Raw genomic sequence first — 13,810 nt, 5'->3', positions numbered from 1 at the left:
CGACGCGGCTTACAGCGCACTGTCGCGAGGTGGCGTATATTACGCTTTCCTCTTTCAGAGTCAACCCTAATTTCTCAGGATTTTTCTCTTTCGACTCACCGTCGCTGTGTGATGTTTGTCATCAGCGCCGTGTCGATGGAGGCGCATTATAGGGGGCCTGCGAGGAATGACAAGCGGAAAAATTCATTTTTATTTCAACCGCTCATCTTTTCATCATAACGCTGATTATTTCTGCTTTTTGATAGCGGCAGGCAGATCGGCAAGACTATTAATCACCCAATCCGCGGCATTTTCAGCCTCTTCAGTCACCGGCTTACCGGTACGCACCAGCACTTTGGTGCCGACTTCTGCGGCGGTCGCTGCCTGCATATCTTCCAGCTTATCGCCCACCATATAAGAAGCAGCCATATCGATGTGCAGATAATCCCGCGCAGAGATAAGCATCCCCGGGTGCGGTTTACGGCAATCACAGACCTGGCGGAATGCCTCTACGCTGCCTTGCGGATGGTGCGGGCAATAATAGATACCGTCCAGATCGACCCCGCGGTCGGCCAGCGACCAGTCCATCCACTCTGTGAGTGTTTCAAACTGCGCTTCGGTGAATTTGCCGCGCGCAATCCCTGACTGGTTGGTCACCAGTACCAGAGCAAAACCCATCTCTTTGAGTTCACGCAGGGCATCAATCACGCCATCAATAAACTCAAAATCATCGATTTCATGCACATAACCGTGATCAACATTAATTGTGCCATCACGATCGAGAAAAACTGCGGGTACTGACTTTGCCACGATGAGCTCCTGAATATAGCCTGTGCCGCTAGTATCGCATGTTTCGTCATGCAAGAAAGTGCTCATTATTGAAAGCCGGATTGATTTAGACGTCTGGATGCCTTAACATCCATTTCATTGACGGCCTTTGTGCGCGTCCGGCAGTAAAAAATGCCACGGCTACCATTTAAACGATAATAAATACCTAATGATTAAACTTTCGAATATCACCAAAGTGTTCCAGCAGGGGAACCGTACGATTCAGGCTCTCAATGATGTCAGCCTGCATGTCCCTGCCGGGCAAATTTATGGCGTCATCGGTGCCTCCGGTGCGGGCAAAAGTACATTGATTCGCTGTGTGAATCTGCTCGAGCGCCCGACGCAGGGTAGCGTACTGGTTGACGGCCAGGAACTGACGACGCTCTCAGAAAGCGCGTTGACCAAAGCCCGCCGCCAGATTGGCATGATTTTCCAGCACTTTAACCTGCTCGCCTCGCGTACCGTTTTCGGCAACGTGGCTCTGCCGCTGGAACTTGATAACACCCCGAAAGAAGAGGTGAAGCGCCGCGTTACTGAGCTGCTGGATCTGGTGGGTCTGAGTGATAAACACGACAGCTATCCGGCAAACCTGTCCGGCGGTCAAAAGCAGCGCGTCGCCATTGCGCGTGCGCTGGCCAGCAATCCCAAAGTGCTGCTGTGCGATGAAGCCACCAGCGCGCTCGACCCGGCGACAACGCGCTCCATTCTGGAACTGCTGAAAGATATCAACCGTCGTCTCGGTCTGACCATCCTGTTGATTACGCATGAGATGGACGTGGTAAAACGCATCTGCGATTGCGTTGCCGTCATCAGCAACGGTCAGTTGATTGAGCAGGATACGGTGAGCGAAGTATTCTCCCATCCGAAAACCCCACTGGCGCAGCAGTTCATCCAGTCCACGCTGCATCTGGATATCCCGGAAGATTATCTTGCACGCCTGAAGGATTTCCCGCAGGCGGACAGCGTGCCGATGCTGCGTATGGAGTTTACCGGTCAGTCCGTTGACGCCCCGCTGCTCTCCGAAACCGCACGTCGTTTTAACGTGAACAACAACATTATCAGCGCGCAGATGGATTACGCGGGCGGCGTTAAGTTCGGCATCATGCTGACAGAAATGCACGGAACACAAGAAGATGCGCAAGCCGCAATAGCCTGGCTGCAGCAACACCATGTAAAAGTAGAGGTGCTGGGTTATGTCTGAGGCAATGATGTGGTTACTGGCTCGTGGCGTCTGGGAAACGCTGGCGATGACCTTTGTTTCCGGCTTGTTTGGTTTTGTTCTCGGTCTGCCGGTAGGCGTGCTGCTGTATGTCACCCGTCCGGGGCAGATCGTTGAAAACGCGAAGCTTTACCGCACCGTGTCGGCGCTGGTAAACATCTTCCGTTCAATTCCTTTTATTATTTTGCTGGTGTGGATGATCCCCTTCACCCGCGTGATTGTCGGCACGTCTATCGGTCTGCAGGCGGCGATTGTGCCACTGACCGTCGGTGCCGCGCCATTTATCGCCCGTATGGTGGAAAACGCATTACTGGAAATCCCCACCGGGTTGATTGAAGCCTCCCGTGCCATGGGTGCCACGCCGATGCAAATCGTCCGCAAAGTGTTGCTGCCGGAAGCGCTACCGGGTCTGGTCAATGCGGCGACGATTACCCTCATCACACTGGTGGGCTATTCGGCGATGGGCGGTGCCGTCGGCGCTGGTGGTCTCGGCCAGATTGGCTATCAGTACGGCTATATCGGTTATAACGCGACGGTGATGAATACGGTACTGGTATTGTTAGTCGTTCTGGTCTATTTAATTCAATTCTGTGGCGATCGTATCGTCCGGACTGTGACTCACAAATAACGTAATACACAACATACAAAGGAAATAACATGGCGTTCAATTTGAAGACTTTCGCGGCTGTGGGTGCCCTGATTGGTTCTCTGGCTCTCGTGGGTTGCGGTCAGGATGAAAAAGATCCGAACCACATTAAAGTAGGTATCATTGTGGGCGCTGAGCAGCAGGTTGCTGAAGTTGCGCAGAAAGTGGCAAAAGAGAAATACGGCCTGGACGTTGAGCTGGTGACCTTCAACGACTATGTACTGCCGAACGAAGCGCTGAGCAAAGGCGACATTGATGCGAACGCCTTCCAGCACAAACCGTACCTGGATCAGCAGATCAAAGATCGCGGCTACAAGCTGGTACCGGTCGGAAACACCTTCGTTTACCCGATCGCAGGTTATTCCAAAAAAATCAAAACGCTGGACGAACTGCAGCCGGGTTCACAGGTTGCTGTACCGAACGATCCGACCAACCTCGGCCGTTCCCTGCTGCTGCTACAGAAAGTTGGCCTGATCAAACTGAAAGAGGGTGTGGGCCTGCTGCCAACCGTGCTGGATATCGAGCAGAACCCGAAAAACCTGAAGATTGTTGAGCTGGAAGCGCCGCAGCTGCCGCGTTCTCTGGACGATGCGCAGATTGCGCTGGCCGTTATCAACACCACTTACGCCAGCCAGATCAACCTGACGCCAGCGAAAGACGGTATCTTTGTCGAAGATAAAGAGTCTCCGTACGTAAACCTGATCGTTTCCCGTGAAGACAATAAAGACGCCGAAAACGTGAAGAAATTCGTTGAAGCGTATCAGTCTGACGAAGTGGCTGAAGCGGCCAACAAAATCTTTAATGGCGGTGCGGTGAAAGGCTGGTAATCTCTTTCCCTACTTAATATCATTCAGGACGGGCTCATGCCCGTCTTGTCATTTTGACCCGCACCTGATTCAATAACTGTCTGGTTTACCATTCATTGAGGAAATATTATGCGTGCTTTACCGATCTGTTTACTGGCACTCATGTTAAGCGGCTGTTCCATGCTAAGCAGATCTCCTGTCGAACCTGTACAAAGCACCGCAACGCCACCTAAGACGGAAACCGTCAAACCTAAAGCACCGCGCCCTGTGCCGGTGAAAATCTACACCAAAGCGGAAGATCTGGTCGGTAAACCGTTCCGCGAACTGGGTGAGGTCTCCGGCGAATCCTGTCAGGCATCCAATCAGGACTCTCCGCCAAACATCCCTACGGCGCGCAAGCGTATGCAGATTAACGCCTCTAAAATGAGAGCGAACGCGGTTCTGCTGCACAGCTGCGAAGTCACCAGTGGTACGCCGGGGTGCTATCGTCAGGCGGTATGCATCGGTTCTGCCCTCAACGTTTCGGCGAAATGAGTGCGTTTCAGTTTGCGCAAATAGGCGTCATTCACTCTCCCTACAAAGAGAAGTTTGCCGTTCCCCGCCAGCCTGGGCTGGTGAAAAGCCAGGGCGGCGAACTTCATTTGCTTCCCCCCTACAATCAGGCCGAGGCCGTTCGTGGTCTTGAAGACTTCAGCCATTTGTGGGTACTGTTTGTTTTTCATCAGACGATGGACGGTGGCTGGCGTCCCACCGTCAGGCCGCCGCGTCTTGGCGGTAATGCCAGAATGGGCGTTTTTGCCACCCGTTCCACCTTCCGCCCGAACCCTATCGGCATGTCGTTGGTTGAGCTGAAAGGTATTCACTGCCAGAAAGATCAGGTGATCCTGCAACTGGGCAGTCTGGATCTGGTAGACGGCACGCCAGTTGTCGACATTAAACCCTATCTGCCGTTTGCTGAAGCGCTGCCGGATGCCACCGCCAGCTACGCGCAACAGGCGCCGCAGGCGGAGATGTCCGTCAGCTTTACCGAGGACGTTGAAGCACAGTTGCAGCAACTCGAAAAGCGGTATCCACAGCTTAAAACGTTCATTTGCGATGTGCTGGCCCAGGATCCGCGTCCAGCCTATCGAAAAGAGGAAGAAAGCGGGAAAACCTATGCCGTCTGGCTGCTGGATTTCAACGTTCGCTGGCGCGTAAACCACCAGGGATTTGAAGTCTTTGCCCTGGAACCACGCTAATTTTATTTTCCTCTCTTTTGGCATCTTTGCCACACTGGTAAACTAAACCACTTTTTTTGAATCAGGTTCGTTCTGAGCCTGTTCCAATCGTCCAAATGGAATCGTAACAACATGCGTACTAGCCAATATCTGCTCTCCACTCTGAAGGAGACACCTGCCGACGCCGAAGTCATCAGCCATCAGCTGATGCTGCGCGCCGGGATGATCCGCAAGCTGGCCTCCGGGTTATACACCTGGCTGCCGACCGGCCTGCGCGTCCTGAAAAAAGTCGAAAACATCGTGCGTGAAGAGATGAACAACGCTGGTGCGATTGAGGTGTCCATGCCAGTGGTTCAGCCAGCTGACCTGTGGCAGGAGAGCGGTCGTTGGGAGCAGTACGGCCCGGAGCTGCTGCGTTTTGTTGATCGCGGCGATCGTCCGTTTGTCCTCGGCCCGACCCACGAAGAAGTGATCACCGACCTGATCCGTAACGAGCTGAACTCTTACAAACAACTGCCGCTGAACTTCTTCCAGATCCAGACGAAGTTCCGTGACGAAGTGCGCCCGCGCTTTGGCGTTATGCGTTCGCGCGAATTTCTGATGAAGGACGCGTATTCGTTCCATACCTCGCAGGAATCCCTGCAGGAAACCTACGATGCGATGTACGTCGCCTACAGCAAAATCTTCACCCGTATGGGGCTGGATTTCCGTGCCGTGCAGGCGGACACCGGCTCCATCGGGGGTAGCGCGTCTCATGAATTCCAGGTCCTGGCCCAAAGCGGTGAAGATGATGTGATTTTCTCCGACAGCTCCGATTTCGCCGCCAACATCGAATTCGCTGAGGCCCTCGCGCCAACAACCCCGCGCGCTGCGGCAACGCAGGAAATGACGCTGGTTGATACGCCGAACGCGAAAACTATCGCCGAGCTGGTTGAACAGTTCAACCTGCCGATTGAGAAAACCGTCAAAACGCTGCTGGTGAAAACCGTCGAAGGCAGCGAATACCCGCTGATTGCGCTGCTGGTGCGTGGCGATCACGAACTGAACGAAGTCAAAGCAGAGAAACTGCCGCAGGTCGCCAGCCCGCTGACATTCGCAACCGAAGCGGAAATCCGCGCGGTAGTGAATGCCGGTCCGGGTTCGCTTGGCCCGGTGAATATGCCGGTACCGGTAGTGATCGATCGTACCGTCGCCGCGATGAGCGATTTCGGCGCTGGCGCGAATATCGACGGCAAACATTATTTCGGCATTAACTGGGATCGCGATGTCGCAACGCCGGAAGTGGCGGATATTCGTAACGTTGTTGCCGGCGATCCGAGCCCGGACGGCCAGGGCACGCTGCTGATCAAACGCGGTATCGAAGTGGGCCATATCTTCCAGCTCGGCACCAAATACTCTCAGGCGCTGAATGCTGCCGTGCAGGGTGAAGACGGTCGTAACCAGATCCTGACGATGACGCGTGTGGTTGCGGCAGCCATTGAGCAGAACAACGACGAACGCGGTATCGTCTGGCCGGACGCCATCGCGCCGTTCCAGGTGGCGATTCTGCCGATGAACATGCACAAATCCTACCGCGTACAGGAGCTGGCGGAAAAACTGTACAACGCGCTGCGCGCGGAGGGCATTGAAGTGCTGATGGACGACCGTAAAGAGCGTCCGGGCGTGATGTTTGCCGATATGGAACTGATTGGTATTCCGCACACCATCGTGATTGGCGACCGTAACCTCGATAACGACGATATCGAATATAAATACCGTCGTTCAGGCGAGAAACAGCTGATAAAGACCGGCGATATTCTCAGCTACCTGGTCAACGCCATTAAGGGTTAAGCCCACAAAAAAAGCCTCGCGATTGCGAGGCTTTTTTATCACTCGTTACAGTCTTTGCCGGGGATAAACGTTGTTCCCTTATCGGCCATCAGGGTTTTCGTCATTTCGCCGGTATCCGGGTTTGGCTCGAGAGTGAAATGCCCTTCGACCACCAGCAACACCGGTTTGGTGTCGGTGCCACGTGCAACGGCATAATCGCGCTCCAGCTGGGCATTACTGGCGACCGCGACGCGCTGACCGGTGGCACAATCGGTGAAGATGGCGGCGTCAGCCATATAAAAATACATTCCACGCATCGCCATTGGCGTGGTCGGCAGGCTTGCCTTTACCGGTTCGAGCGTATAATTCAGCGTCGATTCGATGGGGTTACCGTCGCGGTCGAGCATTTCCAGTTTATCGCCCTTCGCACGGTAGTAGAATTTCTCCCCTTCGCTGTTGGTCAGCACCAGCTTATCCGCCGTGCGCGCCCAGGTACCATAAGAGGCAAACGACGACGGTTCGTGCTGTACGCCCTGGTAACGTTCGTTCATTACCCAGGTGCCGTCTTTTTCCAGAAACAGCGACGTTTCGATCCCTTCACAATCCGCACAAGGTAAAACCCCACGCCAGCTCTGCTGCATCGGCGTTAGCGCTTCCGACTGCGGTGCCACTACCGTATCCACTTCAGCACGGTTATTACATCCGATAAGTGCAAAGAGCGTGCATGCGGCCGCTACTGTTAATATCGCTTTTTTCACCTTGAATTCCTTATTCTCAATGGTCTTCCGTCGTCATGCTTAAGGATGACGAACTTTGCCGCGCAGCGCTTTTACCGAGGACTTCTGCGCCTTCGAGGCCAGTCTGCGTTCTTTTGACGCTTTTGTAGGTCGGGTAGATTTACGATGTTTCTGCACGGCGGTTAATTCTTTTATGACGCTCACCAGGCGAGCCAGCGCGGCTTCCCGGTTCATCTCCTGGCTGCGATACTCCTGCGCCTTAATCACCATCACCCCGTCTTCAGAAATCAGGTGATGACTGGCGGCCAGCAGGCGTTCCTTGTAATACTCTGGCAGGCTTGAGGCCCGAATGTCAAAGCGCAAATGGATTGCCGTTGAGGCTTTGTTAACGTGCTGTCCGCCCGCGCCCTGCGCGCGGATCGCCGTAATGACCACCTCATCATCCGGGATGGAAACGTTCCGCGACAGACTGATCATGCCGGCTGTTGCCAGGGGGTTAAGTGAATTTCCAGATTATTCTGATCGTCTGACAGCCAGATCGCGCCATCCTGCAGCGTTGCCTGTAGCGTCATGGTGCGCGCAGCAAAGGCGCTCAGCTGCGCTAGCTGCGCGTCGTCGAGATACCAGATCGACAGATTATCAAACGAGGCCATCTTCGCCTGATTCTGCTGCCACCAGACTTCCGCGGCGCGGCTGTTGTAAGTAAACAGCGCAACCTGCTGCGAACGGGAGCACGCTTTTTTGATGCGACGCTCGTCCGGCAGCCCGAGCTCAATCCATAAATCAATGGCAAGGTGATCGTTGAGCAGCCACAGTTCTGGCTCGTCATCCGCACTTAAGCCGCGCGTAAACTGCAACCGCTCATCGGCATATTTGAGCCACGCTAGCAGGCGCAGCATCATGCGCTCTTCGGTTTCCGAGGGGTGACGCGCCAGCGTCAGGTTGGCATCCAGAAACTGATTGCGGTCGAGGTCGGCAACATTCACTATCGCCTTATAAATTGTCGCTTTCAGCGCCATGAGGTAACTCCTGCAAAAATTGGCGTTTATTGTAGCGAAATCCGTGACAAAAGGCTGTCACGAATTGCCTGAGTTAACGCTCATCCTGCTGATATTGCTTTGATGGGTATGGTATAGTCACCTTGCTAAACAGAGTTTATCTTCGTAGGCTTAAACTTGCATCCCACGGTTGAGTCAGAACGCTGACAGGAGGGCATGTGGAAAAGTATTGTGAGTTAATACGCGCGCGATATGCGGAAATTGCCAGCGGAGACTTAGGGTATATCCCAGATGCGCTGGGTTGTGTGCTGAGGGCATTGAATGATGTTGCATCCGATTATGCCATTTCAGAGTCGGTCAGGGAAAAGGCAGCCTATGCCGCTGCGAACTTACTGGTGAGCGATTATGTCAATGAATGATACTTATCAACCCATCAACTGTGATGACTATGACAATCTCGAACTCGCCTGCCAGCATCATTTGATCCTGACGCTGGAGCTGAAAGATGGTGAAGTGCTGAAAGCGAAGGCCAATGACTTGCTGTCACGTAAAAACGTGGAGTATCTGGTAGTAGACGTCTCCGGTGAAACCCGGGAGCTACGTCTTGATAAAATCGCCAGCTTCAGTCATCCGGAAATCGGCACCGTCGTGGTCAGCGAGTCGTAATTCAGGAACGGGCAGGCAACTGCCCGTTTTTTATCCATTCCAGCTGTACGCCTTTCCCCTCTTNCCGCCCCCCCCGCCGCAATTAACGTCTCACCATAAAACAGCAGCGGCGTTGTATCGCGCAGCCACGGCGCAACGCCCAGTTCCTGCCAGATTTTTTTCAGTTTACGGCTCCCGTTTCGGCCAACAATCCGCAACATGCCCGGCGCTTTAAACCGCACGCTGACGATGTCGTTATCCGCCGGAGCACGAATGATCCCGCCGGGCGTCAGCCGTAGCTCGCCGAGGTTATCCGGCAGCCTGAGTAACGAAAACGGCGATGGCCAGGCAATCACAGTTTCTGCCTGACTGGCATGGGATTTCAGCCACCAGAGCCGTTGCTGAAAACGCCGGATTTCATAATCACCAAACCGCAGACAGGGGTTCGCGTCTTCACGCGCNCTGACCTTCTCCAGTGGGGCGAGGGCGAGCGTCCCGTCGCTGTCCGTCATCGTCTTCAGCTCGTCAGTCAGCAGCTCATCCAGCAGTTGTTCCTGTTCGCCGCACAGTTCCGCACTGCGCGCCACCGCATCGGCAAAATGCGGCCAGCGGGCGGCAAGCGTCGGAACAACGTGCAGACGCAGAAAATTGCGGTCGTAGGTATCATCCTGATTGGATTCGTCTTCGATCCAGCTCAGCGCATGATCCTGCGCCCACTGCAACAGCGATGCGCGGGAGGTATTCAGCAAAGGGCGCAGAAGTTTCGTTCCGGCGAAATCCGCGGCAGCAGGCATTGCCGACAACCCCGCCGGTCCGCTGCCGCGTTTTAGCGCCAGCAGAAAAGTTTCACATTGATCGTTCAGATGTTGCGCCGTCACCAGCACCTCTTCAGGCGTCAGCGCGTCGCGAAAAGCGGTGTAACGCGCCAGCCGCGCGTGCGCTTCCGTTCCCTTACCTTCATCCACCAGCGTGACGCGGACCACCTCCAGCGGGACGGCCCATTGCTGACACAGCTGCTGGCAATGGGCCACCCACTCATCAGCGTTGGCGCTGAGTCCATGATGGATATGAATCGCGCGCAGTTGGATGTCGGGGTTCTCCTGCCGCCAGCACATCAGTTGATGCAGCAGCACGGTAGAGTCAAGGCCGCCGCTGAACGCGACCAGAAAGCGACGCCAGGGGGAAAGAAGTTGAGCGATTGCCGGGGTTGTCATGATGGTCTTGCGATAAAGAAGCCTAACCCGGCACGTTACCGGGCTAAGTCTGTGATGACAAGCGTTATTGCTGGTAGAGCTCCAGCGGCAGGCCGTCAGGATCGTTGAAAAAGGTAAAGCGCTTATCGGTAAAGGGATCGACGCGAATCGCTTCGCAGCGCACACCTTTGCTTTCGAGGTGGGCAACCGCCTGGTCAATATCGTCTACGCTGAACGCCAGATGACGCAACCCGCAGGCCTCCGGGCGGCTCGGGCGCGCAGGCGGAAACGGAAAGGAGAACAGTTCAATCACATAGTGCCCGTTCAGCGCCAGATCGCCTTTCCAGGAGTCGCGCGCTTCACGATAGGCTTCACTCTGCAGCGTAAAACCGAGAATGTCGCAGTAGAAGGCTTTGCTCTTTGCGTAATCCGACGCAATGATGGCAATGTGGTGAACCTGTTTTAAACCCAGCATGGAAATCCTCCTTTAAGTATCCCTGCACGTTACCCGCCCGCGGCCGCTGCATGCAACCCTTCAGTCGTTTTTTAAGACTCGTACCCGATAAACGCCGTCCTCACCGCGCCGCGCGCCGTGAATGTCGGTTTCGAATCCAGGATAGTGGTGCCCTATCGAGCACAGCATCAGCAGGAAATCGAGCACCGACCGGCTCTCTTCGGTGATCATCTCGCCCGGCATCAGCAGCGGCACGCCTGGCGGATACGGCAGGATCATGTTTGCCGACACCCGGCCTACCAGATGCTCCAGCTCGATGGTTTCCACCTCGCCTTTGATCTGCCGCTGCCATGCCTGATGCGGCGTCATCACCATTTGTGGCAGCACGTCAAACGCGCGCAGCATCAGGTGCGAAAGCTGATGCTGGCGGATCAGTTTGTGGATGCCCTGGGCCAGATCCTGAATGCGCATGTTGCGGTAAAAATCGGGATCCTCCGCATAGAGATCAGGTAGCATATTTTTGACGCGCAAATTGAGATCGTAAGCGCGTTTAAACTCCGTCAGCCCGCGCAGTAACCCCATCGCCCGGGTTTTATCGATGCCGATGCTGAACAGAAACAGCAGATTGTACGGCCCGGTTTTTTCCACCACCACACCGCGCTCGTCGAGGAATTTCGCCACCAGCGCCGCCGGGATCCCCTCGTCGCCCATATTGCCCTGCTCATCCATGCCCGGCGTGAGAATGGTCACTTTGACCGGATCGAGAAACATATGATCCGCGTCGGCATCAGCGAAACCGTGCCAGTCTTCACCCGGCGCCACTGGCCAGCATTCAGCTTGATCCACCGCTTCCGGCTGCCAGATATCAAAGAACCAGCCCTCCGACTCTTCACGTAGCCGTTGCACCTCTTTGCGAAAGTGCAGCGCGCGCTCAACCGAGCGATGGATCAGCCGTTTGCCGGGATTCCCGCGCAGCATCGCCGCCGCCGTTTCAATTGACGCGACAATGGGATAGCTCGGCGACGTGGAGGTATGCATCATAAACGCTTCGTTAAACGTCTCCTCGTCGTAATCCCCTTTGATGTGGATCAGCGAGGCCTGCGACAGCGCGGCAAGCATTTTGTGGGTCGACTGCGTTTCGTAGATCACTTTGCCCGGCACGCGATCGCCGCTCATGCCGCTCTTTCCCTGATAGATCGGGTGAAAATGCGTATAGGGCACCCAGGCCGAATCGAAATGAATGGAAGGCACGTCCAGCGTCTGCTTGATCCAGGTGGTGTTGTACAGCAGGCCGTCATAGGTCGAATTGGTGATCACCGCATGTACCGGCCACTGCGCCTGCGGCGTTGTCGCCACCTTCTGCGCGAGGCTGTCGTGGGTGAATTCACGCCGTGGAATGCCGCCCAGGATCCCCAGCGCGTTACGCGTCGGTTTTAACCACAGCGGCACCACGTCGCTCATCATCAACAGATGCGCTAATGATTTGTGGCAGTTGCGGTCAATCAGCAACGTGCTGCCCGCGGGCGCGGCATACATGCCGATGATTTTGTTCGAGGTAGAGGTGCCATTGGTCACCATGTAGCTCTGCTCGGCACCAAAGGTGCGGGCGATATACTCTTCCGCTTCCAGATGCGGGCCGGTGTGATCGAGCAGCGAACCCAGTTCCGTCACCGAAATCGACACGTCCGCTTTCAGCGTATTTCCGCCGAAAAAGTCATAAAACAGACAGCCCACCGGGCTTTTCTGATAGGCCGTACCGCCCATGTGGCCCGGCGTACAGAACGTATATTTGCCTTCTTTCACGTAGGTGAACAGCGCGCGGGTAAATGGCGGTGTGATGTTATCGAGGTATTCCCCGGTGTACTGATGAATGCGGGTGGCGATGTCTTCCGCCTGCCCCAGCGCATATTCAAAGAACCACAGCGCCATGCGCATGTCGTGGACGGAAACGTCCATCGTTGAGTGGGTATCAATAAACGCATACAGCGGGAGATATTCATTGAGCTGGTTTATCTCGCTGCAGAGATCGACGCTGTATTCGTCCCAGTCGAAAATCACGCCACAAATACGGGGGTTATGCTCGATGAACTTAATGAGATCGGCGCTGTTTTGCGGCCAGATGGTTTTAAATCCCTGTCGTGCCAGCGCCGCTTCCAGTTCCTTGATGGGCTCGTCTTTGTGGTAGACCCCGTGAGGCCCCATAATGGCAATTATATTCACGCGTTCCTCCTGGAAAACCTTTAGCTAATCATAGCCTGGCTAAACCGCAGACATAAAAAAAGCCGCATACGAGTGCGGCTTTTCAGAAGGCGCTGTCGGTTATGCGTAACCGTAGCTCATCAGGCGCTGGTATCGGCGATTGAGCAGATCGTCTTTGCTCAGCACGTCGAGATCGGCGAGATCCGCCAGCAGTTGCGCTTTCAGGCTTGCGGCGATCGCTTCCGGGTTACGGTGCGCGCCACCCAGCGGTTCCGGAATGATGGAATCGATCAGTTTCAGCTCTTTCAGGCGCGGGGCGATAATGCCCATCGCTTCTGCGGCCAGCGGTGCCTTATCGGCGCTCTTCCACAGAATTGACGCACAGCCTTCCGGCGAGATAACCGAATAGGTGCTGTACTGCAGCATGTTAACTTTGTCACCCACGCCGATCGCCAGCGCGCCGCCGGAACCACCTTCACCAATAACGGTACAGATGGTCGGCACTTTCAGGCGCGACATTTCACGCAGGTTGCGGGCGATCGCTTCAGACTGACCACGCTCTTCCGCACCCACGCCAGGGTAAGCACCCGGGGTATCGATGAAGGTGATGATCGGCATGTTAAAGCGTTCTGCCATTTGCATCAGGCGCAAGGCTTTGCGGTAGCCTTCCGGCGCCGGCATACCAAAGTTACGACGAATCTTCTCTTTGGTTTCACGACCTTTCTGATGACCAATGATCATCACCGGACGCCCGTCCAGACGCGCAATCCCGCCGACAATCGCTTTGTCGTCAGCGTAAGCGCGGTCACCGGCCAGTTCGTCGAATTCATCGAACGCCAGGCGGACATAATCCAGGGTATATGGGCGTTGTGGATGGCGCGCCAACTGAGCGACCTGCCATGCACCAAGATCGGCGAAGATTTTGCGCGTCAGTTCTACGCTTTTTTCACGCAGACGATGCACTTCTTCGTCGATGTTAATATCCAGTTTCTCATCCTGACGGCTTACCGCTGTCAGGGAATCGATTTTCGCTTCCAGCTCGGCGATCGGCTGTTCGAAATCAAGGAAATTCAGACTCAT

At 55.0% G+C, this 13,810-nt stretch carries 15 protein-coding genes and 1 pseudogene; 8 read left to right on the top strand and 8 right to left on the bottom strand.

Translation table 11 applies throughout. The features are described from left to right. Positions 1–225 precede the first annotated feature (225 nt). A complete protein-coding gene (gene gmhB, locus GM30_RS03585; RefSeq protein ID WP_049847522.1) occupies positions 226–789 on the bottom strand; it encodes a D-glycero-beta-D-manno-heptose 1,7-bisphosphate 7-phosphatase in 564 nt (187 codons plus the stop codon). 187 nt (positions 790–976) lie between these two features. Between gmhB and metN the strand changes: the two genes are divergently transcribed. The 6 genes from metN to proS all read left to right on the top strand — a co-directional run bounded on the left by metN (position 977) and on the right by proS (position 6,525). Next, a complete protein-coding gene (metN, locus tag GM30_RS03580; RefSeq protein WP_049847523.1) occupies positions 977–2,008 on the top strand; it encodes a methionine ABC transporter ATP-binding protein MetN in 1,032 nt (343 codons plus the stop codon). Further along, positions 2,001–2,654 (top strand): methionine ABC transporter permease MetI, encoded by a 654-nt coding sequence (locus GM30_RS03575; RefSeq protein WP_049847521.1) that lies wholly within the window; start codon positions 2,001–2,003, stop codon positions 2,652–2,654. Before metN ends, GM30_RS03575 begins: the two co-directional genes overlap by 8 nt. Before the next feature lie 29 nt (positions 2,655–2,683). Then, the gene (locus GM30_RS03570; RefSeq protein ID WP_049847520.1) at positions 2,684–3,499 is read left to right on the top strand and encodes a MetQ/NlpA family lipoprotein; all 816 of its coding nucleotides are present in this window, start codon (positions 2,684–2,686) and stop codon (positions 3,497–3,499) included. Between the two features lie 108 nt (positions 3,500–3,607). Then, positions 3,608–4,012: an Rcs stress response system protein RcsF gene (gene rcsF, locus GM30_RS03565; protein ID WP_049847519.1), complete on the top strand. Its 405-nt coding sequence runs from the start codon at positions 3,608–3,610 to the stop codon at positions 4,010–4,012. Further along, the gene (gene tsaA / locus GM30_RS03560; RefSeq protein ID WP_049847518.1) at positions 4,009–4,716 is read left to right on the top strand and encodes a tRNA (N6-threonylcarbamoyladenosine(37)-N6)-methyltransferase TrmO; all 708 of its coding nucleotides are present in this window, start codon (positions 4,009–4,011) and stop codon (positions 4,714–4,716) included. Before rcsF ends, tsaA begins: the two co-directional genes overlap by 4 nt. A gap of 111 nt (positions 4,717–4,827) precedes the next feature. Next, entirely contained in the window at positions 4,828–6,525 is a 1,698-nt protein-coding gene (gene proS, locus GM30_RS03555; RefSeq protein WP_049847517.1) for a proline--tRNA ligase, read from the top strand. 38 nt (positions 6,526–6,563) lie between these two features. Here proS and nlpE read toward each other — a convergent pair whose 3' ends face one another. The 3 genes from nlpE to GM30_RS03540 are packed head-to-tail and all read right to left on the bottom strand — an operon-like array spanning position 6,564 to position 8,260. After that, entirely contained in the window at positions 6,564–7,262 is a 699-nt protein-coding gene (gene nlpE / locus GM30_RS03550) for an envelope stress response activation lipoprotein NlpE (protein ID WP_049847516.1), read from the bottom strand. A gap of 39 nt (positions 7,263–7,301) precedes the next feature. Beyond that, positions 7,302–7,718: an alternative ribosome rescue aminoacyl-tRNA hydrolase ArfB gene (gene arfB / locus GM30_RS03545; protein ID WP_049847515.1), complete on the bottom strand. Its 417-nt coding sequence runs from the start codon at positions 7,716–7,718 to the stop codon at positions 7,302–7,304. After that, positions 7,715–8,260 (bottom strand): YaeQ family protein, encoded by a 546-nt coding sequence (locus GM30_RS03540; RefSeq protein WP_049847514.1) that lies wholly within the window; start codon positions 8,258–8,260, stop codon positions 7,715–7,717. Before GM30_RS03540 ends, arfB begins: the two co-directional genes overlap by 4 nt. A 197-nt stretch (positions 8,261–8,457) precedes the next feature. Between GM30_RS03540 and GM30_RS03535 the strand changes: the two genes are divergently transcribed. Next, the gene (locus GM30_RS03535; RefSeq protein ID WP_049847513.1) at positions 8,458–8,658 is read left to right on the top strand and encodes a YaeP family protein; all 201 of its coding nucleotides are present in this window, start codon (positions 8,458–8,460) and stop codon (positions 8,656–8,658) included. Next, positions 8,645–8,905: a Rho-binding antiterminator gene (rof, locus tag GM30_RS03530; protein ID WP_049847512.1), complete on the top strand. Its 261-nt coding sequence runs from the start codon at positions 8,645–8,647 to the stop codon at positions 8,903–8,905. Before GM30_RS03535 ends, rof begins: the two co-directional genes overlap by 14 nt. Position 8,906: 1 nt before the next feature. Here the strand turns inward: rof and tilS are convergent. The 4 genes and pseudogenes from tilS to accA all read right to left on the bottom strand — a co-directional run bounded on the left by tilS (position 8,907) and on the right by accA (position 13,810). After that, a pseudogene (gene tilS / locus GM30_RS03525) lies at positions 8,907–10,098 on the bottom strand (tRNA lysidine(34) synthetase TilS). 64 nt (positions 10,099–10,162) lie between these two features. After that, positions 10,163–10,552, bottom strand: coding sequence for a VOC family protein (locus GM30_RS03520; protein WP_049847511.1), 390 nt, complete (start codon positions 10,550–10,552; stop codon positions 10,163–10,165). A 60-nt stretch (positions 10,553–10,612) separates the two neighbouring features. Then, positions 10,613–12,751, bottom strand: a complete 2,139-nt coding sequence (gene ldcC, locus GM30_RS03515; protein WP_049847510.1) for a lysine decarboxylase LdcC — start codon at positions 12,749–12,751, stop codon at positions 10,613–10,615. Positions 12,752–12,850: 99 nt separating this feature from the next. Next, positions 12,851–13,810 (bottom strand): acetyl-CoA carboxylase carboxyl transferase subunit alpha, encoded by a 960-nt coding sequence (gene accA, locus GM30_RS03510; RefSeq protein WP_049847509.1) that lies wholly within the window; start codon positions 13,808–13,810, stop codon positions 12,851–12,853.

Origin of the sequence: Trabulsiella odontotermitis, assembly GCF_001188485.1 — a bacterium.
Classification (GTDB): Bacteria; Pseudomonadota; Gammaproteobacteria; order Enterobacterales; family Enterobacteriaceae; genus Trabulsiella; species Trabulsiella odontotermitis_A.
The sequence above is the reverse complement of the archived record's forward strand: the minus strand, read 5'-3'. Positions and strand labels throughout refer to the sequence as shown.